24 protein-coding genes are annotated in these 25,393 nt (G+C 61.5%); 12 read left to right on the forward strand and 12 right to left on the reverse strand.

The features are described from left to right. Positions 1-68 precede the first annotated feature (68 nt). The 4 genes from C4J91_RS13875 to C4J91_RS13890 form a co-directional block, all read right to left on the reverse strand. The gene (locus C4J91_RS13875; protein WP_124362851.1) at positions 69-1,415 is read right to left on the reverse strand and encodes a sodium:proton antiporter; all 1,347 of its coding nucleotides are present in this window, start codon (positions 1,413-1,415) and stop codon (positions 69-71) included. A 111-nt stretch (positions 1,416-1,526) separates the two neighbouring features. Beyond that, a complete protein-coding gene (locus C4J91_RS13880) occupies positions 1,527-2,783 on the reverse strand; it encodes an EAL domain-containing response regulator (protein WP_124362852.1) in 1,257 nt (418 codons plus the stop codon). A 9-nt stretch (positions 2,784-2,792) separates the two neighbouring features. Further along, complete coding sequence (locus C4J91_RS13885) at positions 2,793-3,176, reverse strand: response regulator (RefSeq protein ID WP_124362853.1); 384 nt, start codon at positions 3,174-3,176, stop codon at positions 2,793-2,795. Continuing rightward, positions 3,161-4,501 (reverse strand): HAMP domain-containing sensor histidine kinase, encoded by a 1,341-nt coding sequence (locus C4J91_RS13890; protein ID WP_124362854.1) that lies wholly within the window; start codon positions 4,499-4,501, stop codon positions 3,161-3,163. Before C4J91_RS13890 ends, C4J91_RS13885 begins: the two co-directional genes overlap by 16 nt. A gap of 315 nt (positions 4,502-4,816) precedes the next feature. Here C4J91_RS13890 and C4J91_RS13895 point away from each other — a divergent pair, with 315 nt between their 5' ends. The 5 genes from C4J91_RS13895 to xylB are packed head-to-tail and all read left to right on the forward strand — an operon-like array spanning position 4,817 to position 10,782. After that, positions 4,817-6,349, forward strand: a complete 1,533-nt coding sequence (locus tag C4J91_RS13895; RefSeq protein WP_124362855.1) for a sugar ABC transporter ATP-binding protein — start codon at positions 4,817-4,819, stop codon at positions 6,347-6,349. Further along, a complete protein-coding gene (locus tag C4J91_RS13900; RefSeq protein WP_124362856.1) occupies positions 6,342-7,325 on the forward strand; it encodes a ribose ABC transporter permease in 984 nt (327 codons plus the stop codon). Before C4J91_RS13895 ends, C4J91_RS13900 begins: the two co-directional genes overlap by 8 nt. Before the next feature lie 34 nt (positions 7,326-7,359). Beyond that, entirely contained in the window at positions 7,360-8,292 is a 933-nt protein-coding gene (locus tag C4J91_RS13905) for an ABC transporter substrate-binding protein (RefSeq protein WP_124362857.1), read from the forward strand. Positions 8,293-8,313: 21 nt separating this feature from the next. After that, a complete protein-coding gene (locus C4J91_RS13910) occupies positions 8,314-9,306 on the forward strand; it encodes a LacI family DNA-binding transcriptional regulator (protein ID WP_124362858.1) in 993 nt (330 codons plus the stop codon). A 15-nt stretch (positions 9,307-9,321) separates the two neighbouring features. Next, entirely contained in the window at positions 9,322-10,782 is a 1,461-nt protein-coding gene (gene xylB, locus C4J91_RS13915; protein ID WP_124362859.1) for a xylulokinase, read from the forward strand. 52 nt (positions 10,783-10,834) lie between these two features. Here xylB and C4J91_RS13920 read toward each other — a convergent pair whose 3' ends face one another. Continuing rightward, entirely contained in the window at positions 10,835-11,275 is a 441-nt protein-coding gene (locus C4J91_RS13920; RefSeq protein WP_124362860.1) for an Lrp/AsnC family transcriptional regulator, read from the reverse strand. A 109-nt stretch (positions 11,276-11,384) separates the two neighbouring features. Between C4J91_RS13920 and C4J91_RS13925 the strand changes: the two genes are divergently transcribed. Then, positions 11,385-12,284 carry a DMT family transporter gene (locus C4J91_RS13925; protein ID WP_124362861.1) on the forward strand — a complete coding sequence of 300 codons (900 nt, stop codon included), beginning with the start codon at positions 11,385-11,387 and terminating at the stop codon, positions 12,282-12,284. A gap of 96 nt (positions 12,285-12,380) precedes the next feature. On the opposite strand, the gene C4J91_RS13930 is transcribed toward C4J91_RS13925, so the two are convergent. The 3 genes from C4J91_RS13930 to C4J91_RS13940 all read right to left on the reverse strand — a co-directional run bounded on the left by C4J91_RS13930 (position 12,381) and on the right by C4J91_RS13940 (position 16,041). After that, entirely contained in the window at positions 12,381-14,360 is a 1,980-nt protein-coding gene (locus tag C4J91_RS13930; protein WP_124362862.1) for a U32 family peptidase, read from the reverse strand. A gap of 358 nt (positions 14,361-14,718) precedes the next feature. Then, positions 14,719-15,099 carry a RidA family protein gene (locus C4J91_RS13935; RefSeq protein ID WP_124362863.1) on the reverse strand — a complete coding sequence of 127 codons (381 nt, stop codon included), beginning with the start codon at positions 15,097-15,099 and terminating at the stop codon, positions 14,719-14,721. Positions 15,100-15,171: 72 nt separating this feature from the next. Next, positions 15,172-16,041, reverse strand: coding sequence for an oxaloacetate decarboxylase (locus C4J91_RS13940; protein ID WP_124362864.1), 870 nt, complete (start codon positions 16,039-16,041; stop codon positions 15,172-15,174). 290 nt (positions 16,042-16,331) lie between these two features. On the opposite strand from C4J91_RS13940, the gene C4J91_RS13945 reads away from it, so the two are divergent. From C4J91_RS13945 to C4J91_RS13955, 3 genes are all read left to right on the forward strand, one after another. Further along, positions 16,332-17,288, forward strand: coding sequence for an ABC transporter substrate-binding protein (locus tag C4J91_RS13945; RefSeq protein ID WP_124362865.1), 957 nt, complete (start codon positions 16,332-16,334; stop codon positions 17,286-17,288). 23 nt (positions 17,289-17,311) lie between these two features. Further along, complete coding sequence (locus tag C4J91_RS13950) at positions 17,312-18,634, forward strand: LLM class flavin-dependent oxidoreductase (RefSeq protein WP_124362866.1); 1,323 nt, start codon at positions 17,312-17,314, stop codon at positions 18,632-18,634. A gap of 135 nt (positions 18,635-18,769) precedes the next feature. Next, positions 18,770-19,702, forward strand: coding sequence for a cupin (locus C4J91_RS13955; protein ID WP_124362867.1), 933 nt, complete (start codon positions 18,770-18,772; stop codon positions 19,700-19,702). A 30-nt stretch (positions 19,703-19,732) separates the two neighbouring features. Here C4J91_RS13955 and C4J91_RS13960 read toward each other — a convergent pair whose 3' ends face one another. Then, a complete protein-coding gene (locus tag C4J91_RS13960; protein WP_177412827.1) occupies positions 19,733-19,993 on the reverse strand; it encodes a metallothionein in 261 nt (86 codons plus the stop codon). Between the two features lie 194 nt (positions 19,994-20,187). Between C4J91_RS13960 and C4J91_RS13965 the strand changes: the two genes are divergently transcribed. The 3 genes from C4J91_RS13965 (at position 20,188) to C4J91_RS13975 (ending at position 22,614) form a co-directional block, all read left to right on the forward strand. Beyond that, positions 20,188-20,418 carry a DUF317 domain-containing protein gene (locus C4J91_RS13965; protein ID WP_124362868.1) on the forward strand — a complete coding sequence of 77 codons (231 nt, stop codon included), beginning with the start codon at positions 20,188-20,190 and terminating at the stop codon, positions 20,416-20,418. Between the two features lie 221 nt (positions 20,419-20,639). Beyond that, on the forward strand, positions 20,640-21,257 hold the full coding sequence (locus C4J91_RS13970; protein ID WP_124362869.1) for a dTMP kinase: 618 nt from the start codon (positions 20,640-20,642) through the stop codon (positions 21,255-21,257). Positions 21,258-21,402: 145 nt separating this feature from the next. Then, the gene (locus tag C4J91_RS13975; protein ID WP_124362870.1) at positions 21,403-22,614 is read left to right on the forward strand and encodes a cytochrome c biogenesis protein DipZ; all 1,212 of its coding nucleotides are present in this window, start codon (positions 21,403-21,405) and stop codon (positions 22,612-22,614) included. Between the two features lie 133 nt (positions 22,615-22,747). Here C4J91_RS13975 and C4J91_RS13980 read toward each other — a convergent pair whose 3' ends face one another. From C4J91_RS13980 to C4J91_RS13990, 3 genes are all read right to left on the reverse strand, one after another. Next, positions 22,748-23,638, reverse strand: a complete 891-nt coding sequence (locus C4J91_RS13980) for a phytanoyl-CoA dioxygenase family protein (protein ID WP_124362871.1) — start codon at positions 23,636-23,638, stop codon at positions 22,748-22,750. An 81-nt stretch (positions 23,639-23,719) separates the two neighbouring features. Then, positions 23,720-24,955, reverse strand: coding sequence for a glycosyltransferase (locus tag C4J91_RS13985; RefSeq protein WP_124362872.1), 1,236 nt, complete (start codon positions 24,953-24,955; stop codon positions 23,720-23,722). Between the two features lie 171 nt (positions 24,956-25,126). Continuing rightward, complete coding sequence (locus C4J91_RS13990; protein WP_124362873.1) at positions 25,127-25,375, reverse strand: DUF6137 domain-containing protein; 249 nt, start codon at positions 25,373-25,375, stop codon at positions 25,127-25,129. Positions 25,376-25,393: the final 18 nt, after the last annotated feature.

The following is a 25,393-nucleotide window of genomic DNA, read 5'->3' on the forward strand; positions in this document are numbered from 1 at the left end:
GCTTGCAGCAAACGTCTTGCTCGGGCTGCCCACCGGCCTGCGCCCGTTGTGATTACAGCGGCCAGGCGTCACGTTTTTTGCACGGCACGGCGCTCGTACCACGCCAGCATCGGCTGAGTGCTCAGGCCATGCACGACAATGCTCAAGGCTATCACCGACACCGTAAGGTCCACGGCTACCGCGCTGCTGGTGCCGATCAGGCCGTGATTGAGGGCATAGAACAGGTAGAAGATACTGCCGATCCCGCGAATACCGAACCAGCCCATCAAGCCGCGTTGGCGAAGATCGATCAGGCGTCCCCAGGGCATCGCCAATACGCTCAGCGGCCGGATCACGCAGAACAACAACGCCGCTATCGGCAGGGCGCGCCAATCCCAATGACTGGCAAGCACGATCCCCAGCACCGTCACCAGGAACACTTCCATCGAACGCTCCACCAGCCCGCCGAACGCGAGCATGTCGCCCATCATGACCCCGGCGGCAATTTGCGTGTCCTCCAGCGCGCTGACATCGCCGTGCAAGGCTTTTTCCGGCGCCACTTCCAGATGCCCGACCACGGGTTGGGCCAGGTGCTCGGACGGTGTCTGCGCTTTGCCGCTGGATTTGAATTCGGCCTGGCGCAACCCCAGCCCGGCGGCGAATACCGCCAGGAAGCCATAGCCACCCACGGCTTGCGCCGCCACGTAGGCCAAGGCAATCAGGGCCAGGGTCAGGTAATCGTTGGGCGACAGGGTGCTGTCGGCATTGGCGATGCGCATGCGCAAGGTCACACGCCCGATGCCCCGGCCCATCCAGTAGCCAATCAACAAGCCGGCCGGCACCGCCCACAGCAGGTTCTTCAGTACCCAGCTACCCAGCCAGTCACCGTCGAAGCCGCCGTGCTGCATGAACAGCAGCGCGAAAATCACAAAGGGAAAAGCCGTGCCATCGTTCAGCCCGGCTTCACCGGACAAGCCGAAACGCAGGGGGTCATCGTCCTGGGCATTGTTGACCTGGACCAGGCCGGCCAGCACCGGGTCAGTCGGTGCGAGCATGGCGCCGACCAGCAATGACGCGCCCCATGACAACGCCAACAGATAGTGCAACGCCAGGCACACGCCGAAGATGGTCAATAGCATCACCGGCCCGGCCATGCCGAAGGCGATACGCCAGGTGCGATGCTTGAGGGGCAGGCGCAGTTTCAAGCCGCTGACGAACAGTGAAAACAGCACCGCAACTTCAGTCAGGTGCTCCATCCAGCGGGCCGAGCCCTTGATGTCCAGGTGCAGCAGGTTAGCGCCCATCGGGCCGATGGCGACCCCCAGCAACAGGCACACCGCCGAGGTAGTCACCGGCATCCAGCGCAGGTAGGAGGAGGTGAGGGCCAATATCAGCAAAATAGCCCCGAGTACGGCCATCCATAAAATAAACGTCATCAAGCGTGCATCCGGCCGTGGTCTATGCAGGTTGGAGAGGCATGGCCGGACACAGGTTCAATGTGGTTTGACGCTTGCTAGCCGCAGTATCAAGAGCGCTGGAGTCATCGGTCAACGCGCGGGTACCAGGCGCTCCAGCAGCAGACGCTCCAGGGTGGAAGCCGGCAATGGTCGGCTGAACAGGTAGCCCTGGATCTGGTCACACCCGGCCTCCTTCAAAAACGCCAACTGCTCCTGGGTTTCCACGCCTTCGGCCACCACCCGCAGGTTCAGGCTGTGGGCCAGTTCGATGATGGTGCGGGTGATGGCCGCATCCTGTGGGTTGGTGGTGACTTCGCGGATGAACGCGATGTCGATCTTCAGGGTGTCGATGGGAAAACGGCGCAGATACGCCAGGCTTGAATAGCCGGTGCCGAAGTCATCGATGGAGATTTTCACGCCCATGGCGCGCAGGCGCTGCAGGCTGGCGATGGTGCGCTGAGTGTTCTCCATCAGCGAGCTTTCGGTCAGTTCGACCTCCAGGTAATGGGCCTGAACCCCGGTCCTGGCCAGGGTATGGGCGATATCGGCAATTAGGTCGCCTTCGATCAATTGGTGACCCGAGACATTCACCGACACCTCCACTGCGCCGATAACGCCGCGTTGCCAGGTCGCGATCTGTCGGCACACGCTGTCGATCACCCAGCGCCCGACAATCACGATCAAGCCAATGCTCTCCAGTATGGGAATGAACACCGCTGGAGACACTGGCCCATAGCCTGGGCGCTCCCAGCGCAGCAACGCCTCCAGGGCGCATATCTGGCCACCGGCCAACTCGATCTTGGGCTGGTAGTGCAGGGTGAAATCCTGTTGCTCAACCGCCAGGCGCAAGTCCTTTTCCAGGTCCTGGCGCGCCAGGTCGTGCACGCTCATGCCGGTGGTCTGATCGGTTTGCCGCTGCAGTTGCTGCTCGAGCAACAGGCTATGGTTTTTCAACTGGTCGCCACGGGCCTTGAGCCGCAGCAGGTTGCGCACCCGCAGCCATAACTCGACGCGCTCCACCGGCTTGCTGAGGAACTCCTCGGCGCCGGTTTCCAGGCCACTGACGCGGGCGCTGGACTCGCTCAGGGCCGAGAGCATGATGATCGGGATGCTGGCCGTGGTTTCATCACCCTTCAAATGGCTGGCCACTTCGTAGCCGTCCATGCCCGGCATCATGATGTCCAGCAGGATCAGGTCCGGCGGCTGTTGCGCCACCAACAGCAGGGCTTCTTCACCGCTGGCGGCGCTCAGGGTCTGGTAGCCCTCATGCTGCAGCAGGGTTTCCAGCAGCTTGCGAACCTGGGGTTCGTCGTCAACGATCAACAGCGTGGCGGGTTGGCTGGCCATGGAGAGGGCTCATGTGAGGGGGTTGATAGTCTTTTGCAGCAAGCTGTCGATCACCTGGTACAGCTCTTTGTAGCGCAGCGGTTTGATGATGTAGGCATCGCAACCGGCCAGTCGGGTTTTTTCGCGGTCCTCCTTCATCGCCATCGCGGTCAGGGCGATCACCGGGATATGGGCGGTGATGGGGTCTTGCTTGAGCAGAGACGTGGCGGCCAGGCCGTCCATGCCCGGCAGTTGGATGTCCATCAGGATCAGGGCCGGTTGTTTTTCCCGGGCCAGGGTCAGGCCGATTTCGGCATCGGCGGCCCACAGCACCGTGTGCCCAGCGTTGATCAGCAGCAGGCGGGCCAGGCGCATGTTCGCCTCGTTGTCTTCGACGATCAGGATGTCGGCCATGACGCCTCCGGGGCACGATGCAATGGCAGCCACACTACGAAGCGGGCGCCCAGGCCCACGCGACTGGCCACAGCGACGCTGCCGCCGTGCAGGTCGGTCAGTTGCTTGACCATCGCCAGCCCCAGGCCCGTGCCTTCAAACTTGCGCGCCAGGCTGCTGTCGATCTGGCTGAAGGCCTTGAACAGCTTGCTCATGTCGTCTTCGGCGATACCGATGCCGGCGTCGCTCACGCTCAGTTCCAGAAACCGCTGGTGCGCGCTGGGTTGCAGGGCGAAGCCATGGGCCGGCCAATCCCCCGGCACCTGGCCGACCTGGGCGCGGCTGACTTCGCGCACCGCCAGGGTCACGCGGCCGCCGTGCTCACTGAACTTCACCGCATTGGCCAGCAGGTTGTAGATGATCTGCTTGGTCTTGCGCAGGTCCAGCGCCAGCACGCCGAAATCCGTCGCACATTCGAGCTTCAACTCGATGCGCTGCAGCGCGGCCTTTTCCCGCACGATCAGCAAGCTGTTGGCCAGCAACCCGTCGAGCGCCACGGCTTCCAGCTCCAGGTCCATCATCCCGGCCTCGACCTTGGACAGGTCGAGAATGTCGTTGATCAGCGACAGCAAGTGCTGCCCGCTGGTGAAAATATCGCCGATGTATTCGCGCTGCACTTCGCTCATATCGCCCACCAGGCCATCCTTGAGCGCTTCGGAAAAGCCGATCACCGCGTTCAGCGGCGTGCGCAACTCGTGGGACATGGTCGCAAGGAACTCGGACTTCATGTGGCTGGCGTGCTCCAGCTCCAGGTTCTTTTCTTCCAGCGCGCGCTCGAAGCCTTTGCGTTCGGCTTCCTCCTGCTTGCGTGCGGTGTTGTCGGTACCGATCAGCAGGTAGCCAATGATGGTGTCATGGCGGTTGCGCAAGGCGGTCACCGAGACCATGGCCGACAGGCGACTGCCGTCCTTGCGGATATAGGTCAGTTCATAAATGTCCTCGATGCCACGGGAAGCCTTGAACACCAGGGCTTCGAAGCCCGGTGTGATCGGCGTGTCGAGTTCCAGGCTGAGGGCCGCGGCGCGGGTGATCAGTTCGGCAGGGTCGGAGATGTCGGCGGGGGTGATGCGGTTGAGCACATCGGCAGCGGCGTAGCCGAGCATGCGTTCGGCGCCGACATTGAAAATCTGGATCACGCCTTTTTCGTCAGTGGCGATGCTGGAGAAATACGCGCTGTTGAAGATCGCATCCTGCAGCGCACCGGTCTTGAGCAAGGTTTTCTGGCGTTTGAACTCAACGATCTTTTCAGCGCGTGATTGGGGCGGGTCGGGTAGAGGGGTGTCCATTGCCAAGCATTCCGTGAACTTCAGGCCTGCCATCGGCAGAGCACGATGGCGTGGAGCATGCTCATTGACGATCGCGCGAACGCGACGCGCAGGAGATGCGTTCTTGGGACAATAGCAGAAAACATGGCGTTTTGATGGCTACGCCATCCATTTGACGCGTAAAAGCCGGCGCTACAGGGCTTTGCGTATTTTTTGGCTGGATGAAACGTTTCATCAGGCAAATAAATGCGCACGCAAGCGCTTGCGTAAGCAAATGTATCTGGACTAGAGTCGGCAGCACTCGACAACAAAAACAATAAATCCAGGAGCTCATCCATGAGCCTTGAACCCTTGCTTGAGATGCAGGGCATCAGCAAAACCTTCAACGGTTTGCGCGTGCTCAAAAGCGTCGGCCTGAAGGTCTACCCCGGCGAAATCCACGCTTTGATGGGGGAGAACGGTGCCGGCAAATCCACGCTGATGAAAATTCTCTCCGGCGCCTATCAAGCCGACCCTGGCGGCGAAATCCGCATCGATGGCCAGCCCGTCGCGACCTTCACGCCTGCTACCGCAAAAGCCCTCGGCATCGCCGTGATCTACCAGGAATTGAGCCTGTGCCCGAACCTGAGCGTGGCCGAGAACATCTACCTGGGCCGCGAGCTGCGGCGTGGCTGGACCATCGACCGCAAGGGCATGCAGGACGGCTGCGTCGAGGTGTTGCAACGCCTGGGCGCCGAGTTCAAACCCTCAACGCCGGTCAGCAGCCTGTCGATTGCCGAGCGTCAACTGGTGGAAATCGCCCGTGCCCTGCATGCCCACGCCAGGATCCTGGTGATGGACGAGCCGACCACGCCGCTGTCCTCCCGCGAGACCGACCGCCTGTTTGCGCTGATCAAACAACTGCGCGGCCAGGGCTTGGCGATCATATACATCAGCCACCGCATGGCCGAGATCTACGAGTTGTCGGACCGTGTGTCGGTGCTGCGCGACGGCCAGTACATCGGCGAACTGAGCCGCGATGCGTTGTCGGCCGAAGTGCTGGTGAAAATGATGGTGGGCCGCGACCTCTCCGGCTTTTACAAGAAAGAACACGCCGCCTATAACCCTGGCAATGTGGTGATGCGCGTGCGTGACATGGCCGACGGCAAACGCGTGCGCCAGTGCAGCTTCGACCTGCATGCCGGCGAAGTGCTGGGCATCGCCGGGCTGGTCGGGGCAGGGCGCACGGAGCTGGCGCGACTGATCTTCGCCGCCGACCCACGCACCAGCGGCACCCTCGAAGTGGTCGGCAAGCACGTCACCCAATTGCGCACCCCGGCCGATGCGATCCGCGCCGGCGTGGTGTACCTCACCGAGGACCGCAAGGCCCAGGGCCTGTTCCTCGACATGAGCGTGGCCGACAACATCAATGTGTGCGCCTGTGTGCCGGATGCCCACGCCGGCGGTGTGCTGGATCGCAGCCATGGCGCACAGCGCGCCAACGACGCGATCAAGGCGCTGTCGATCCGCGTGGCGTCGGGCAAGGTCAATGTGGGCGCGCTGTCCGGTGGCAACCAGCAAAAGGTGTTGCTGGCGCGGCTGCTGGAGGTCAAGCCCCATGTGCTCATCCTGGATGAGCCCACCCGTGGCGTGGACATCGGCTCCAAATCCGAGATCTACCGCATCATCAATCAATTGGCCCAGGCGGGTGTCGGCATCGTGGTGATCTCCAGCGAGCTGCCGGAAATCATCGGCACCTGCGATCGTGTGCTGGTCATGCGCGAAGGCCAGTTGGTGGCTGAAGTCGGCGGGGCCTCCGGTCACGTCATCTCCCAGGAACGTATTATCGACCTCGCCACCGGTGGCGATCAGGTGGTGGTCAATGGCTGAATCGAATATCGCAACACCAACGACGGGCAAGGCTGAACGCGTACGCGAGCTGATGCGCACGGTGGGCATGTTGCCGGTGCTGGTGCTGCTACTGGTGGGCTTTGCCCTGGCCAGCGAAAACTTCCTGACGATGCAGAACCTGTCGATCATCACGCAGCAGGCCTCAGTGAATGTGGTGTTGGCGGCCGGCATGACGTTCGTGATTCTCACGGCGGGTATCGACCTGTCCGTTGGCGCGATCCTCGCGGCGTCGGCGGTGGTCGCCCTGCAGGCGTCGATGTCGCCGCAGTTCGGCATGTTCGGGATTGCCGCCGGTATTGGCTTCGGCCTGTTGCTGGGCCTGGTCAACGGCGGATTGATCGCGTTCATGCGCCTGCCGCCGTTTATCGTCACCCTCGGCGCGCTGACCGCCATGCGTGGCCTGGCGCGCTTGCTGGCCGATGACAAGACGGTATTCAACCCCGACTTGCCGTTTGCCTTTATCGGCAACGACTCGATCCTCGGCGTGCCGTGGCTGGTGGTCATCGCCGTGGCCGTGGTGGCGCTGTCGTGGTTCATTCTGCGCCGCACGGTGATGGGCGTGCAGATCTACTCGGTGGGCGGCAACCCGGAAGCCGCGCGGCTGTCGGGAATCAAAGTGTGGAAAGTGCTGTTGTTCGTCTACGCCATGTCCGGCGCCCTGGCCGGGCTTGGCGCGGTGATGAGCGCCTCGCGCCTGTTCGCCGCCAATGGCTTGCAATTGGGCCAGTCCTACGAGCTGGATGCGATCGCGGCGGTGATCCTCGGCGGCACCAGTTTCACCGGCGGCGTCGGCACCATCGGCGGCACGCTGATCGGCGCACTGATCATCGCGGTGCTCACCAATGGCCTGGTGCTGCTGGGGGTATCGGATATCTGGCAGTACATCATCAAGGGCATCGTGATCATCGGCGCGGTGGCGCTGGATCGCTATCGCCAGTCCGGCGCCCGAACCTGAGTTCACTCCTACAACAATCACAAGAGAGACCGCCATGAACGTCAAACGTATCTTCCCCGTCATTGCCTTGGCTGCCCTGATGTCCCAGGCCGTGCAGGCCCGCGAACTCAAGGCGCTGGGCATCAGCATGGGCTCTTTGGGCAACCCGTATTTCGTGACCCTGGCCGACGGCGCCACGGCGCAGGCGAAGGCACTCAACCCCAACGTCAAGGTGACGTCGGTGTCGGCTGACTATGATTTGAGCAAGCAGTTCTCGCAGATCGACAACTTCATCTCGTCCAAGGTCGACCTGATCCTGATCAACGCCGTCGACCCGTCCGCCATGGCCTCGGCGATCAAGAAAGCCCGCGACGCCGGCATTGTGGTGGTGGCGGTGGATGTGGACGCCAAGGGTGTGAACGCCACGGTGCAGACCGACAACGTCGAAGCCGGCAAGCTGGCCTGCCAGTACCTGGTGGACAAGCTGTCGGGCAAAGGCAATGTGATCATCCAGAACGGCCCGCAAGTGACCGCCGTGACCGACCGCGTCAAAGGCTGCAAGGCCGCACTGGCCACCGCGCCGGATATCAAGCTGCTGTCCGATGACCAGGACGCCAAGGGCTCGCGCGAAGGCGGCCTGAACGCGATGCAGGGTTACCTGACACGCTTCCCGAAAATCGACGGCCTGTTCGCGATCAACGACCCGCAAGCCATCGGCAGCGACCTGGCGGCCAAGCAGCTCAAGCGCAGCGGCATCATCATTACCTCGGTGGACGGCGCACCGGATATCGAGAATGCGCTCAAGACCGACACACAGATCCAGGCCTCCGCCAGCCAGGACCCGTGGGCCATGGCCCAGACCGCGGTGAACGTCGGCAATGACCTGCTCAATGACAAAGCCCCGGCCGAAGCGGTGACCCTGCTCACGCCCAAACTCATCACCCGCGACAACGTCGGCACTTACAGCGGCTGGTCGAGCAAGCACTGATTGACTCAAGGGGAGCGCGCCGTGGTCACCATGGACGACGTGGCAAGCAGGGCCGGCGTGTCGCCGTCAACCGTGTCCCACGTGTTGAACGGCACCCGCAAGGTCAGTCCGGCCACGGTGCAGGCGGTACAGCGTGCAATCCGGGAGCTGGGCTATATCCCCAACACCCTGGCGCGCGCGCTGGCCCGTTCCACCACCAACACCATTGGCGTGGCGATCTCGGCGCTGTCCAACCATTATTTCAGCGAGACGGTGCACGCGATTGAAACCGAGTGCGCCCGGCACGGCTACATGATGCTGTTTGTCGACACCCACGACGACCCGGAGCAGGAATTACGCGTGGTCACCGCGCTGCATCACCGGCGGGTCGACGGGATTGTGCTGGCGCCGTCGAACGGCTCGCTGGCGCTGGACTACCTGCGCGCCAATGAGCTGCCTGCGGTGCTGGTCGATCGCATGATGAGCGAGCAGTTCGATCAGGTCGGGGTGGAGAATAGCCAGGCCAGCCAGGCGTTGATCGAGCACCTGATCGCCCACGGGCACCGGCGCATCGGCTTTATCGCCGGGCGTGCGGGCTTCAGCACCACCGATGAGCGGGTGGCGGGCTACCAGGCCGCGTTGCAGGCGGCGGGGCTGGCGTTCGATCCACGGTTGCTGGTCAACGGCGGCTCCAATACCGAGCCGGCCCGCCAGGCCACCCGGCAGTTGCTGAGCCTGGCCGAACCGCCGACCGCCATCATGGCCGGCAATAACCTGATGACCCTCGGCGCCATGCACGCCCTGCGTGATGCACAGATCGAAGTGCCGGGGCACATGGCGTTGGTCGGCTTCGATGATTTCGAATGGGCGGACTTTTTCGTGCCGCGCCTGACCTTGATCGCACAGCCGGTCCAGCAACTCGGCGCCCGCGCGGTCGAGCTGTTGCTGCAACGCATGGCGACCCCCACTGCACCCAAGCACAGCGTGCGCCTGGCGCCACGCCTGCAGGTGCGTAATTCCTGTGGCTGTGATTGATCGGACCCACCCCGTATGAACCGTCCTGTTTCCCTTGGTATTGACCTTGGCACCTCCGAACTCAAAGCCATCCTGATGGACCTCGACGGCAGCGTGCTGGCCCGCGCGGGCGTGCACTTGAGTGTGTCGCGCCGCCATGGCGGCTGGTCCGAGCAGGCGCCCGAAGACTGGTGGCAGGCCTGCCTGCAGGCACTGGATTCACTGCGCACCCATGAGGCGTTTGCCCGCGTGGCCTGTATCGGCCTGTCGGGGCAGATGCACGGCGCGGTATTGCTGGGGGCCGACAACCGCGTGTTGTACCCGGCAATCCTGTGGGACGACTCCCGCGCGGTTTCGCAGGCAGAGCAACTGGGCGCCGGCTATGCCGAAATCACCGGCAGCTTGCCGATGGCCGGGTTGACCGCGCCAAAACTACTCTGGCTGCAACAGCACGAGCCCGAGGTGTTCAAGGCGATTGATTGCGTGCTGTCGCCCAAGGATTACCTGCGCTTGCGCCTGTGCGGGGAGCGGATCAGCGAGATGTCGGACGCCGCCGGCACCCTGTGGCTGGACGTGGCGCGGCGTGAATGGTTTACCCCGATGCTGCGCGCCACCGGCCTGACGCCTGCGCACATGCCCCGGCTGGTGGAGGGCGGTGCGGCGAGTGCGCGTGTCACGGCCGCTGGCTTGGGCTTGTCGCCGCAGGTGGTGATCGCCGGGGGCGGCGGCGATAACCCGGCAGCGGCCGTCGGGATCGGCGCTATCGATGCCGGTGACGGGTTTATCACCCTGGGCACCAGCGCGGCGATTGTCGCGATTACCGCTCACGCCGCCGGCAACCCGGCCAGTGCGGTGCACAGCTTCTGCCATGCACTGCCCGAGCGCTGGTACACCATGGGCGCCATGCTGGCCGGCGCCAGTTGCTTGCGCTGGGTAACGCGCCTGACGGGCACGGCGGATGAACAAACGCTGTTGGAGCAGGTGCAGGCGCAACTGCCAATCGAACACGCGGTGCCGCTGTCCACCCCGTTGTTTCTGCCGTACCTGGCGGGTGAGCGTACGCCGCATAACGACCCCTTGCTGCGCGGCGGCTTCATGGGGCTTGGCCATGACTGCGCACCGGCGATGCTTGGCTATGCGGTGATGGAAGGCGTGGGTTTTGGCTTGCTCGACGCCTGGCGCGCGGTGCAGTCGACCGGGGCTGAGGTCAAATCCTTCGCGCTCGTCGGCGGAGGGGCGCGCAGTGAGTATTGGGCGCAACTGCTGGCGAATATTCTGCAGCGGGAGGTTTTTACCCTGCATGGCAGCGAACTGAGCGCGTGCATCGGGGCGGCGAAATTGGGGTTCATGGCCATCGGGGAGGGCGCTGATTTGCTGGCGGCGGGGATGCCGGTGAAGGCGCGGTATGTACCTGACGAGGGGGTGCAGCCAGTGTTGGCGGCGCGGTATGGCAAATTCAAGGGGTTGCTTGCTGCAGCCAAAGCCCTCCGGGATTGAACAGGATCATTCCCACGCTCTCGCGTGGGAACGATCAGTGTTCTGCGTGCTGTCAGTCGGTCAACGGCGGCAAGCGCCGTTTCACCGGGGTTTTTTTGACGATGGCGGTGTTGGTTTCGGCATACCCATTAATCCGGTCGAGCAGGCTGTCCAGGTGGTCCATGGTGCGCACATGCAGGCGGGCGATGAAGCAGTCTTCGCCGGTGACTTTATCGCATTCGGTGAATTCGGGGATCGCCTGGATCTGCCGTTCCACTTCCTGCAACTTGCCGGGCAGCGGACGGATGCGCACGATGGCTTGCAGCAGATAGCCAAAGTGTTTGGGATCGATATCGACGGTGTAGTGGGTCAACACGCCGCGCTCCTCCAGGCGGCGCAAGCGCTCGCCGACGCTTGGCGAAGACAGCCCGGTGATGCCGGCCAGGGCTTTGAGGGACAGACGCGAATCATCCATCAAGGCGGCGATCAGTTGCTGGTCGATGGTGTCAATCATGGTATTCGCCTAATAAGAAAAGGTAACTTGAGGTTTTGGCCTTTTTTAGTCGCTGGAGCGGCTGTCGGGCAGCTTGCCATAATTGCGCCTCACTTGAGGAGCATCAATCATGGATACAGCTGTCCGTCGCGGAACCTGGGAAATGATCGCCGCCATGCTGATCTCCGGCACCATCGGCTGGTTTGTGCTGGTGTCGGGCGTATCGGTGATCGAAGTGGTGTTCTGGCGCTGCGTGATCGGCGCGCTGGCGCTGCTGCTGGTGTGTGCATTGCTCGGCTACCTCAGGCTGGACTTGCTCAGTTGGGCCAAGTTCGGGCTGGCGGTACTCAGCGGTGTGGCCATCGTCGGCAACTGGCTGCTGCTGTTCGAATCCTACTCGCGTGCGTCAATCGCCATCAGTACGGCGGTGTACAACGTGCAACCGTTTCTATTGGTGATGCTGGCGGCGCTGTTTCTCGGTGAGAAAATCACCCTGCAGAAGATGGCTTGGTTGAGCGTGGCGTTCTTGGGCATGCTGGCAATCGTCACGGCCCATGGTCAACAACCGGCTGGCGAGGACTATTTGACCGGCATCGCGCTGGCCCTGGGCGCGGCGTTGTTGTATGCGATTGCAGCGCTGATCATCAAGCAACTCAAGCAAGTGCCGCCGCATTTGATGGCGTTGATCCAGGTGACTACCGGCGCGGTATTGCTGGCGCCGCTGGTGCCTTGGGACCACTTGCCCGCGTCGACCGATGCCTGGGCGGCACTCGCCACCCTCGGCCTGGTGCACACGGGGTTGATGTATGTGTTGTTGTACGGGGCGATACAGAAGCTGCCGACTGCGATGACCGGCGCCTTGTCGTTCATTTACCCGATTGCGGCGATTTTCGTCGACTGGATCGCCTTCGGGCATCGCCTTGGATGGCTGCAATGGTTGGGCGTGGCGGCGATTCTGCTGGCGGCGGCGGGGTTGCAGCGGGGCTGGTGGTGGCCCCGTAACCTCGGTAGGAGCGAGGGGGACGCCTAGTTCTTGCTCGCGAAGAACGCTAACGATAACGCAGCCCATCGAGTAAACACGCGGCGTTCTCAGGTTTTTCGCGAGCAAGCTCGCTCCTACAGAGGGTCAGTGTGTGCCCTGGAAAATGATGTTCTCGGGGTTGAAATGCTCCACGGCGCTGCCCGGCTGCGGCAATCCGAGGATGTGCCCCTTGATCTTGCCGACCACGTGCATTTCGCACGGTTTGCAGTCGAACTTCAGCGTCAGTACCTCATCGCCATGGATCAACTGCATCGGCGCCACCTTGGTTTTCACCCCCGTCACGCCCTTGGCCTGTTTAGGGCACAGGTTGAACGAGAAACGCAGGCAGTGCTTGGTGATCATCACCGGCACTTCGCCGGTTTCTTCGTGAGCCTCGAAGGCGGCATCGATCAGCTTCACACCGTGACGGTGGTAAAAGTCGCGGGCCTTCTGGTTGTAGACGTTGGCCAGGAACGACAGGTGCGCGTCCGGGTACACCGGCGGCGGCGTGGTCTCGGCCTTGCGTCCACCGCGCGGATGCGCGGCGACGCGAGCGACGGTCAGCGCTTCGATCACTTCACGGCGTAGCGCCTTGAGCTGCGAGTTGGGAATGAAGAACGCGTGCGGCGCGTCCAGTTCGATGCGGGTGGCGTGGTACTCGGTAGTACCGAGCTGGCCCAGCAGGTCGCGCAGGGTATCCAGGGCCTGTTCCGGCTTGTTGGCCACGCCAAACGGGCCGGGCAGGGTGACGCTGGCGCTGATGCCTTCTTCGCTGGTGGCGGTGATTTGCAACTGTTCTTCACGCAGGCGCGCCACCCACGCCAGGCCGATACGGCGCTCGGCCGAGGTCTTGAGCAGCGCCTGTTGCCAGTTATGGTCCAGATTGCGGTTCAACGGGTGATTCGGGCGCAGCTGGTGCAGGCCCGCCGGCATTTCGTTCGGTTCGACGCGGTAGCGATAGCGCTTCTCGCCGTCTTCCTCGAATTCGCCCTTGGGCTCGGCGATGTTGGCGCGGAACCCCACCACTTCACGCTTGACCAGTACATTGAGGCCGTCGCCGTTGGACAGCGGCTCATGGGTGACCACCTGCAAGTCGCGCTTGCCGGCTTTTTCCACCACACCCACCGGCAGGCCGGTGAAGGTCGGGGTGTCGAAGGCGCCGATATCGATCTTGCGGTCGCTGACAAAGTAGTCGGTACTGCCACGGTGGAAAGTTTTTTCCGGGTCGGGCAGGAAGAAGTGCGCGGTACGCCCGCTGGAAGCGCGGGCCAGGTCCGGGCGGTCTTCGAGGATTTCGTCGAGGCGCTGGCGGTAGTAGGCGGTGATGTTCTTCACATAGCCCATGTCCTTGTAGCGGCCTTCGATCTTGAACGAACGCACGCCGGCTTCGACCAGTGCGCGCAGGTTGGCGCTCTGGTTGTTGTCTTTCATCGACAGCAGGTGCTTTTCAAAGGCGACGACGCGGCCCTGATCATCTTTCAAGGTATACGGCAGGCGGCACGCCTGGGAGCAATCGCCACGGTTGGCGCTGCGGCCGTTCTGTGCGTGGGAAATATTGCACTGCCCGGAGAACGCCACGCACAAGGCGCCATGGATGAAGAACTCGATGGCGGCATCGGTCTCGTCGGCGATGGCGCGGATCTCTTGCAGGTTCAGCTCGCGCGCCAGTACCAACTGGGAGAAACCGGCCTGGTCGAGAAACTTGGCGCGGCCCAGGGTGCGAATATCGGTCTGGGTGCTGGCGTGCAGCTCGATGGGCGGAATATCCAGCTCCATCACGCCCAGGTCTTGCACGATCAAGGCATCGACACCGGCGTCGTAGAGCTGGTGGATCAACTTGCGCGCCGGCTCCAGCTCGTTGTCATGCAAGATGGTGTTGATGGTGGTGAAGACGCGAGCGTGGTAACGGCGGGCGAATTCCACCAGTTGCGCGATATCGCTCACCTCGTTACAGGCATTGTGACGGGCGCCGAAGCTCGGCCCACCGATATAAATGGCGTCGGCGCCATGCAGGATAGCCTCGCGTGCGATGGCCACATCGCGGGCAGGGCTGAGCAATTCCAGGTGATGCTTGGGCAAGGACATAGTTTTTTTAGTCAGGCTTGTCACGGTCGAGGCGGGCATTGTAGCTGCGAAAAGTCTTACCGGCATCTACCACAGGGCTGTCGGGCTCATGGACCTGCCGCTGATGGCGGTGGGTCAGTCACTCATGTACTTGGTGACACTGCCTCATCGGGGGCAAGCCCCCTCCCACAGTTTTGACCGAGTTCGGCATCCAGGCCCGGTTGGCTCCAAGACCTTTCGCTGTGTTTACCCAAAGCGGTCGGTATGCGCCGAGCCAATGTGGGAGGGGGCTTGCCCCCGATGGCGGTGGGTCAGTTACACATGCACTTGCTGACACTGCCCCATCGGGAGCAAGCCCCCTCCCACAGTTTTGACCCAGTCAGGCCTTGGCCGCCATCGCCGTTACTTCAACACGCATGCCTTCTACAGCCAACGCGGCAACACCCACCGCCGCCCGTACCGGCCATGGCTTGGCGAAAAAGCGTTTGTAGACTTCGTTGAACGCGGCGCGGTCCGCCATGTCGGTCAGGTAGATGGTCAGGTGCATGACCCGGTCCATGGAACTGCCGGCTTTTTCCAGCGCGACTTTCAGCGCTTGCAGGGTGCATTCGCTTTGCAGCGTGATATCGCCCAGTTCCAGGCTGCCGTCGGCGCGGGTTGGAATCTGGGTAGAGACCAAAATGCCGTTGAAGCCGATCACGTCGGAAGAGATCGAATCGGCATCCGGGTCGGGTGTGAAGGTCAGGTCGTGGTTGGCCATGGGCGCCTCGTGTTGGCAGGAACGAAAAGGCGCCATGGTCCCTGAAAAAACCACCTGGGGCAAACCAGGGGTTTACTCTTTCACGTCCATGAACTCCTCAGCCCACGCCACATAGCTCTCCGGCAATGTGTAGGTGTGGGTCAGCTCGGTCGCGCTGAGGTTCGAGGTGCTGTGGGTCAACTGCCGTTGCGCGCGCAGGCTGTCGTAAGTGGCCTTGATCGCGGCGAAGTAGGCGCCATGCCCGGCCACCACGATGCGCACGCCCAGGCTCGCCAGGCGCTCGCTGTCGTGCAGTTGGGGGTTGCCATAGGTCACCAGCATCAGCGGCACCGTGAGGTTTTCGGCGATTTTTTCCAGGTGGTCGAAGTCTTTGACGCCGACCATGCAGATTCCGTCGGCGCCGGCCTTTTCATAGGCCTGGGTGCGCGCAATCACGTCTTCGGTGGGCAATACGCCGGCGTTGGTGCGCGCGATGATCGACAGTTCAGGATCGACACGCGCCTCCAGAGCCGCCTTGACCTTGCCGATGCCTTCTTCGACGGAGATCAGGTCCGTGGATTTACGCCCGAATTGCGCAGGCAGCAGGGTATCTTCAATGGTCAGCGCCGCGACGCCAGCGCGTTCCAGCTCTTCAACCGTACGCATCACGTTCAGGGCATTGCCGTAGCCGTGGTCGGCGTCTGCAATGAACGGCAACTGTGCGACGCGGCCGATGCGGGTGGCCTGTTCGACGAACTCACTCAGGGTAATCAACGCGAAATCGGGTGCCGCCAGTACCTGCAGGGAAGCGACGGAGCCGCCGAGAATACCCACCTCAAAACCCAGGTCGGCCGCGATACGGGCGGACATGGGGTCGAAAACCGAGGCGGTTTCAACACAGATGGGCGTGGCAAGCAGTTCGCGGAAGTGACGGCGCAGCGCTGAGTGAGAAATCTTGGGCATGTTCTTTCCTGGCTTTGGTCATCGTCAAGTGACGATCAATGTCTATTCGTGGTCGCGTGAGATTACCACGCAGACGGGCAGGGGTTGATGACGTTTGAAGGCGCACGATGCGTCTTGCGCGGCGATGCGCGAATAAAATGCAATATGTGCATTTTTAGTGAATTACGTTATGCAATATAAATATTTTACATGTCTTTCTTATAACCTCATCGTAATGCCCCTTACGACTATCGCCGAGACCGCACGCGCGGATCGACTTGACGTGCCTCCCATGGCATCTGGAGACGAACGTGCGTTACCTGTCAAAACTGGCGACCGGCATGGCCGCCGCATTGATCTGCCTCACCGCCCATGCGCAAACGCTGGTAGTGGGCGATCAAAGCTATAACGCCCAAGCCGCGATGGAAGCGGCGGGGGTGCTTGAGGATCTTCCCTACACCCTTGAATGGAAGCAGTTCACGGCCGGATCGCCGGTGGCCGAAGCGCTCAACGTCGGCAGCCTGGATATCGGCCTGCTCGGCGACGCGCCGGTGTTGTTCCTGGGCGCATTGGGCGCGCCGATCAAGGTGATCGCCGTCAGCCGACAAAACCTGGCGGGCGTGGCGATTCTGGTCAAGCAGGATTCGCCGATCCACAGCCTGGCGGACCTGGCGGGCAAACGTGCAGCCATCTGGAAAGGTTCCTGGAGCCAGCAACTGCTGCTGAACGCACTGGATAACGCCGGCGTTGCCCGCGACGCGCTGCAGTTGCGTTACCTCAGCGCACTGGATGCGTCCCATGCGCTGGAAGGCGGCTCGGTCGATGTCATCGCCACCTGGGAGCCTTATGTGACCCAGCAGGAACGCCAAGGTGCACGGGTACTCGCGACGGCCGAGGGGTTGATTCCCGCCCAGAGTTTTATCGCCGCCAACGCCACGGCGGTCGACGACAAACGCGCGTCCATCAACGACTTTCTCCAGCGCCTGAAAAAAGCCCGTGACTGGGCACGCCAGAGCCCGGCCAACACCAACGCTTACGCTGACGCATGGGCCAAACGCACCCGCGCCGACGCTGAAATCGCCCGCGCCTGGTTTGCCAGGGCACGCACCACGGTCGAACCGCTGACGGCCCAGGCACCGGTCGAGGCGCAAAAGACCGTGGACTTCTTCGCCAGCGAAGGCCTGATCAAGGCTTACCCGGCCGCCAGCCTGTTCGACCCGTCATTCGCTGCGGCCCTGCAGCCCGCCGTCGCCCAGGCACAGCCCTGAATACACCAAGGAATCTCTCTGACATGACCAAACGACAGCTCAAACTGGGCGCCTTGACCATGGGTTGCGGTGGGCCGGGCCGCCACAACCTGTGGCTCGACCCGCAATTGCCGGCCGACGCCAGCGTGAACATCGACTGGTACATCGATATCGCGCGCCAGGCCGAGGCGGCGTTGTTCGACTTGATCTTTATCGTCGACAGCCAGTTCATCACCCCGGGCTCGCCTTCCCATTACCTCAATCGCCTCGAGCCGCTGACGCTGTTGTCGGCGCTGGCCGTGAGCACGCGGCATATCGGCCTGGTCGGTACGCTGACCTCCTCCTACAACGCGCCGTATAACGTTGCGCGGCGCCTGGCTTCCCTGGATCTGATCAGCAAAGGCCGCGCCGGCTGGAACGTGGTGACCAGCGGCGATGCCGGTACCGCCGGCAATTACAGCCTTGATGAGCATTATGACTACACCACGCGCTACAGCCGCGCCGCCGAACACGTCCAGGTGGTGCAAGGGCTGTGGAACTCCTATGAGGACGACGCCTTCGTGCGCGACCGCGCCACCGGCCAGTTTCTCGACCCGAGCAAACTGCATAGCCTGAATCATCAGGGCGAACACTTTGCGGTGGCCGGCCCGCTGAACATCCAGCGCTCACCCCAGGGGCAGCCGGTGATCTTCCAGGCCGGGGATTCAGAGCAAGGCCGCGACCTGGGCGCCGCCACCGCCGACGTCATCTTCACCCATGCCGCCAGCATCGAGCAGGGCCAGGCGTTTTACCGGGATATAAAGGGCAGGGCGCTGCAACGCGGACGCGATCCGGAGCAGGTATTGATCATGCCTGGCGCGGAAATCTATGTGGGCGACACCGATGCCCACGCCCGCGAAATCGAGCAGCATTATCATCAGGTCGACCATAGTTTCGCGCTTGCGCTGAAAGAATTCGGGCGTAATTTCGGCTGGCATGACTTCAGCCAGTACGACCTGGATGCGCCATTTCCTCAAGAAAGCCTGGAGGCTGCGCGCAGCAGCTTTTTCACTGCGGCCAAACGCATCGCCGATCAGGCCCGCGAGAAGGGTTTCAGCCTGCGCCAGGCCGTCGAGTTTGGTCGCCAATTGCGTCCGGGAGCCTTCACCGGCACGGCTGACACGGTGGCGCAAAAAATGGCGGATTGGCTGCACGCCCGCGCCGTGGATGGTTTCAACATCTACATCGGGCACCCGGAGCAGTTCACTCGCTTTACCCGAGAAGTCATACCGTTGCTGCAGGAACGCGGTGTTTACCGGACCGCGTATGAAGGGAGTACGTTACGCGAGCGCCTGGGGCTGGAAATTCCGCAGTTTGCACGGCGTTAAGCCGCTGCCCTCGTTTGACCTGACCGCCGTGCGGATCAAGGGATGCATCCGCCGGCGCGCTATGCCTATAGTTCACTCACCCCACAGCGCACTCAACGGCGCTGTGCAAACCAGCCGAAGACTGAGGTGAGCCTGATGAACCGTGAATTCAGCCGCGCATTGTCCGATCCCCACCAAGTGGACGCCGAGTACTTCGAGTACAGCAAGGCCGCCAACCCCATCAGTGCCAATCTCATACCGCGCATTCCCTACCACAGTTTTCCTGCCGCGCTGTATGACAGCGGCCCTTCACGCGTCGTCCCGCTGGACCTCAGCGACGCCCTGGGCTGCGAAGGCCCGGCCACAGCTCCCGGATTGTGCGCCAACTTTATGCGACTCAACCGTGGCGACACGCTGACCGTGCAACCCAACGCGACCTCCCAGGTGTTCTACGTGATCGCCGGGGAGGGCAGCGTGGTGCAGGCCGAGCATGAGATTCAATGGTCCAAAGGCTGCTTTATCGCGCTGCCGGGTTTGCAGGCGGCGCACTTCAGTGCCAGCGCGGATGCGCGCCTTTACTACGTGCACGATGAACCGTTGCTGCGCTACCTCGGGGTGGTACCCAGTGCAGATCGCTTCACACCAACGCTGTACCCCGCAGCGCTGGCCAACGCCAAGCTGCGCGAAGCGGCGGATGACCCGCGTGCCCAGGACCGCAGCCGCATCAGTATCCTGCTGGGCAATCGCAACTTTCCCCAAACGCGCACCGTCACCCACGTACTGTGGGCGATGTACGGCATTCTGCCGGCCGGATCGGTGCAAAAGCCCCACCGGCACCAGTCGATTGCCCTGGATTTCATCATTGACTGCCCGCCAGGCTGCTACTCCCTGGTCGGCACCGAGCTGGACACGGATGGGCAGATCCGCAATCCGGTACGGGTCGACTGGTCGCCCGGCCTGGCGTTCGTGACGCCGCCTGGGTATTGGCATGCGCACTTCAATGAATCCGACACCGAGGCGTTCCTCATCCCGATCCAGGACGCGGGGCTGCAAACCTACCTGCGTGCGTTGGATATTCGCTTCAGTTGATAAAACAACGCCCCAATGTGGATTGCACGATCAGGGTGAAATAGGATCGCTCGCCGGGAAGGTTTCTTCGATGGCCTCGTCAAGCTGGCTATCGCTGACAGCGCGGTCCTGCACCTTTACATGCGACTCGCAATGGCATTCGGCACTGGGGCATGCCTGACCGCGTGGGTGCAGGTCGGCGCAGGCCTGGCTGCAGTAGGCTTTACCGTCGCGTTGATAGCGCGCAGCATCGGTCACCTGGCAACTGCAGCCTGGGCAGGCGCATGGCAAATCCGGGGTGGCGTGGTTCATGAGTCCTCCAATTGTCAGTCATGGTTGAAGAGTCCACACCTAGTTTGATAAGCCGAAATCCAAGAGTTTAAAAAAACACAGGGTAGGGGTGATGAGCGGCGCGTGTGCGGGTGTGAGACAAGAAAACGAACCCTGCGCTGCCTCGTGCGTCTATGGTGATAACAACGATCACACAGACACGAGGAGGTTTACCCATGAACGATTACCCAGCGGGCGACACCGATTCAGAAGCGCGCAACCGTTCGATCGGTAATGCCATAGGCCTGGCCGCCGATGAAGTCGAGTTGTGGGTGGCTTCGGTGGAAGAAGACGGCAGCGGCATGGGCTATGTGCTGACGTTTTCCGCGGACACGCCCAGCGAAATCCTCGCCAAGGTCGAGGGGCTGGGCGCTGACCGCACGATCAATATCGGTCCGATCGATTGAATCTTGCAAGTTCGCGGGCCATTTACGGCTGCTGGTGACGAGGTAATGCGATTTCAGGTCACTGTAGGAGCGAGCTTGCTCGCGAAAAAATCGGGGCCCCCGCGTTTATCCAGAATGAACGCATTGCCTGGGCGTTTTTCGCGAGCAAGGGCTAGCCGCCCGCCTCGCTCCTACAAAAAGCCTTGACTGACCAACACGATGCGCGCCATGGAGCAGGTCAAATGATTCGCCCGCTGTTCGTTTCGCTGGACGGGCCCAAGGGCACCGGCAAGACCACGCTGCTGGAGGCTGTTACCTCAGCATTGAGGGCAGACGGCAAAAAGGTGATCCGACTGTGCGAAAAAAAGAGCGATCCGCATCGGGGTGAAACCATGGCGCTGGTCAACCAGCTCGTCAGGCATCCCAGCCCGGCACTGGAGTTGGCGGTGTGTGAGCGATTTGCTGATAGCCGTGGCTGGATTTCCCGGCATGTACTGCCCAAACAGCCTTCTGACAGCATCATCCTGATTGACCGCTGGTACCCGTCTGACGCGGCGTTTCGGCGCCTGATTCCGTTCGCGCAGATTCTAAAGTTGAACATCGAGCGAGGCGTACAGGTGCCAGACCTGCATGTCGGGGTAGTCACCGATGCTGAAACGTCATGGGCGAGGGCGGCGGCACGAACACGTGGGCTGGGCAGTACGGTGCTGCACTCCCTGGAAGAACAGGTGGCCTGCACGCTGGGGTTTGAGCGAGCGGTTGCCGATCACGGATGGGTGCGATGCCGTAACGAGGGAACGATCGAGGACGCCACGGCGCAGGTGGTTGCTGAGATCTATGGCGTGCTGAGTGGGCGCTAGCAGTTCCGTATCGCAGTGTATCTACAGGCCCTGCGGATACTTGCGGATTCAATAGACCGCTTTACCGACACATCCGCGATACCTGCAGGCGGTTCAATTGGCTCCAGCGAGGGACACCCCCTCGGCCAATTGAGCAGGTAGCGCCATGTTCTTGATCGCCTTTCTCGGCGGCATCGTCACGGTACTCAGCCCGTGCATTCTTCCCGTCGTGCCGTTTTTATTCGCCCGTGCTGACCGCTCGCCAGCGTCAGTGGTGTGGACCCTGCTTGGCCTGGCGCTGACCTTTGCCCTTGTGTCCAGCCTCGCCGTGGTCAGCAGTGACTGGGTGGTGACCGCCAACGGCATTGGTCGCCAGCTCGCCCTGGTGGTGCTGGTTCTGTTCGCCCTGTCGTTGCTTTCCGCCAAAGTCGGTAACGGGTTGATGCGGCCGTTGACGGCACTGGGTAATCGCCTCGATCCCGCCACGCGCAGATTGTCGGGGCCCGGAGCATCGCTGCTGATCGGGGTCGCAACCGGATTGCTCTGGGCACCGTGCGCGGGGCCCATCCTCGGAATCATCCTGACCGGCGCAATGCTTCAAGGCCCGAGCGCGCACACCAGCCTGCTGCTGTTGGCCTACGGCTTGGGCAGTGGCGTCTCGTTGGGCGTGCTGATCTTCGCGGGCCGAGGCCTGGTGTCTCGGTTGAAGTTGTCGCTGCCCGTGATTGCCTGGCTGCGACGCGGCACAGGGCTGGCCGCGCTGGTGGTTGCGGGGCTGATCGCCAGTGGCTCACAGAGCCAATTACTCGCCGGCACTTCATCCCAGGGCGCTGCCAAGCTGGAGCAGTCGCTGCTGAGCGGTGTGCCCAAAGTCACTGATTACCTGGTGGACAGCGTCAAGGCCGCGACCACACCTGACCTGAGTGCTAAGGGTGAAATGCCGTCCCTGTCGGGCGCCGTCCAGTGGCTGAATTCACCCGAACTGAGCAAGGAGTCGTTGCGAGGCAAAGTGGTGCTGGTGGACTTCTGGACGTTCGACTGCATCAATTGCCAGCGCAGCATTCCGTATGTGAACGAGTGGGCAAAGAAGTACGAGAAGGAAGGGCTGGTTGTCATCGGCGTGCACACCCCGGAGTATCCCTTTGAAAGGGTGATAGACAACGTGCGCAAAAACGTAGCGAAGCTGGGCCTCAACTACCCGATCGCGATCGACAATAACTATGCGATCTGGCGCGCATTCGACAATCAATACTGGCCCGCCCACTACCTCGTCGACGCCGAAGGCAAGATCCGCTACACCCACTTCGGCGAAGGCAGCTATGACACTCAGGAAAAAGTGATCCAGCAGTTGCTGGCGGAGGCGAACCCTCAGCGGTGAACACCAAGCTTTTTTAAAACTCGATACGCTCGCTGTGTTTGATTAGCTTTTCACCGCCGCAAGTCGTTGAGATTGCGGGCCAGACGATGAATAGCCCGACCACAGACGTCTATGCTCGCTTCCCAGACGTTTTTCAATCGAATTTTGCTTCCCGCAGGAAAGACCTACGATCCTCGTTCTGCTCGGCCTTCAGCATCAACTCCGCGCCCACGAGTTTGCCAGGTTGACTCCTTCCCAATACAGTCATCGGGTCCTCGAACCCGTTGACATAGCCCAAGGCGAACGCTCCGCACTGATAGCCCATAAGACGAAGCAATTCGTCCGGCAGCGTACGGGCAATTTCCAGCGGACAGGACAGAAACTGGTTCTCCTCTTGCCGAAGCCAGCCCAGCGCATAAGTCAGGTTGATGGCCGACCGGACTTGGTTAGAACGATTGGCTCCGCCGCCGTGGTACACCTTTCCGTCGTAAACGAGCACTGATCCTTTTTCCATCTCCGCAGGGAGGCTGGCTGCAATTTCAAACTCAACGCTGCGCCCCGCTCGGTGACTGCCGGGTACGACGCGTGTGGCGCCCATCTTCTCGGAGTAGTCGGTCATGGCCCATAGGGTGTTGCATTGCGCATGATAGTCGCTGGGAAAGGGGAACATATCCCAGGCTACCTCGTCTTGATGCAGTGTCTGTGCTCTTGCACCCGGATGAATGGATACGATCTGAGTGCAATGGATCTGAAACGTCGTAGCGTGGGAGAGAAAGCGCCGTGTGGTCTCAAGAATAGTAGGATTGAGGATCAACTCACGCGCCCCTATGGATCGCGCAATCAGCCCGCCGGTGCGTTTGGTCCGTCTGCCGAGAATGCCGTCGGACCCGAATGACGTCACCGCCGTATAGGGTTCGAGTTCTTCGGCGATGCGATCCATAGAGGTTCCGGGCACGAGTTTATCAATGATGGCGTAGCCGTGCTCGCGCAAACACTGCTCCACTTCTGATGCGGAAACGGTGTTGGGAAGGTGAATCAGCGACATAGAAAATACTCCGAGGCGGGTTGTTTTCCGTTGGGCGAGCCTTTGCCGGTGCCGTGCCGTGCAGTTGCTGCGCCGTAGCACTCATGGCCTGTCAGGTTTCGTAAAGTCGATCAGCGCCAATCGATATAGATCCAGAATTCGAGCGCCCATCGCGGATGGGGCATAACGTTGCTCAACGTAGGCACGCAACCGAGCCGGATCGATACTTTGCGCATGGCGTCCAGCTAGCACCGCCTTGACTTTTGCAATCAGAGCGAGCGTATCCTCTGGTGCGATCAGCAGGTCGGGAGTTATACCGCGCAGAATTTCCGAAAGGCCGCCAACGTCGAAAGCCGCTACCGGAACGCCGGTAGCCAGTGCTTCAATGCTGGCCCCCCCGAACTCCTCATACGCTGACGGCATCACGATCAGCCGGCAGGCCGCTATCGCCAGGGTTACTTCATGATGGGGGATGAAGCCCGTAATCGTCACCCAGTCCTGCAGTCCGGCCTTCTTAACGGAGTGTCGCAGCCGGTCCCGCTGTGTCCCGTCGCCAACGATCAGCAACTCGCACTCTTGCTCTCGAAGCGCCTGAGCGAGCGGGATGAGATGGTGCCATCCCTTTTCTTTTGCGATACGGCCGACAAAGCCCACCGTTTGCCGCCGCAGATTATGACGTTCGCGAAACGCAGTTACGATTTCTCGCTGGGGCGGCGCGAATTGCGTGGTGTCGACCACGTCAGGAACAACCTCGATATGACGCGCATTGTGGGTGAGTTGTGATGCGGTTCGTTGGGTTAGGGTGACTACCGCGAAGGCCGTGCCCACGGCTTTGCGTTCTAGCCACCGGGCCATACGATGCTGAAGCATATCCAGCCAGGAATGCGGTGTGTAAACCGCAAGACGAGAGCAATGCACCGTCAGGATCAATGGGCATCGTAGCAATCGAGGCGCTAAACAGGCGACCAGCAGCGCGGGAATTTGTCCGTCGAGATGCGTATGAATTACATCGAAATCATGCTTACGCCTTTTTTGGAGCAGCGCAAACAGTGTTGCCACCGCCCACGACTGCGTTAAACCTATCAAACCGCTGAATTCGGACCGTATCCGCGGCATAGGTAGTAGCATGCGCTCGACCCACAGAAGCGGAAGCAGCTGTCGCATCTTAGGCAGTCCGGGGAAACCGATAGTCATGACATGTTGATGGACACCTTGCTGAGCAAGCCAAACTGCTTGGCGCCAAGTCTGAATCTGCATGCCACCTACCGAGTCGTACGCCGCAGGCCAGGAGTCAGTATCCGGATGATGGAAAAAAGGCGTTAGCTTCAAGACTTTCATACGAATCAGGCCCTTGCTAAATGAATTAAGGTCGAGCGGTTCAAGAGTGCAGGAGGGGCAAGCGAGCGATATGTGCGCCCGTCACGATTGCCCGGTGAGACGCGTAAGCAATACATCGTCCGACGTCCTTGGCCCCCGCCAGGAATCAGAGTGGTTCAGATCACGTATCGGTCAGGTGACGATGTTGTCTGTAAGCTTCGCGTACAGCGCATGCATCAACGTCTCGATGGAGAAGGATCGCTCGACCGAGATCAACATACCGGTCTGGATATCGAGCGTTGCTTCCAACCGGCTGAAGACCTGCTCCCAGTCGCGTGTATTCAATTTGACCCACTCGAGGGTCGCAACCTCTTTGTGAGACGCACCGGTCACATTGCAGATTGTGTGAATGACGAGTTGGCGAATGAAGTGGGGAGTCATGAGTGTGGTCGCTTTATG

Origin of the sequence: Pseudomonas sp. R3-52-08, assembly GCF_003851745.1 — a bacterium.
Classification (GTDB): Bacteria; Pseudomonadota; Gammaproteobacteria; order Pseudomonadales; family Pseudomonadaceae; genus Aquipseudomonas.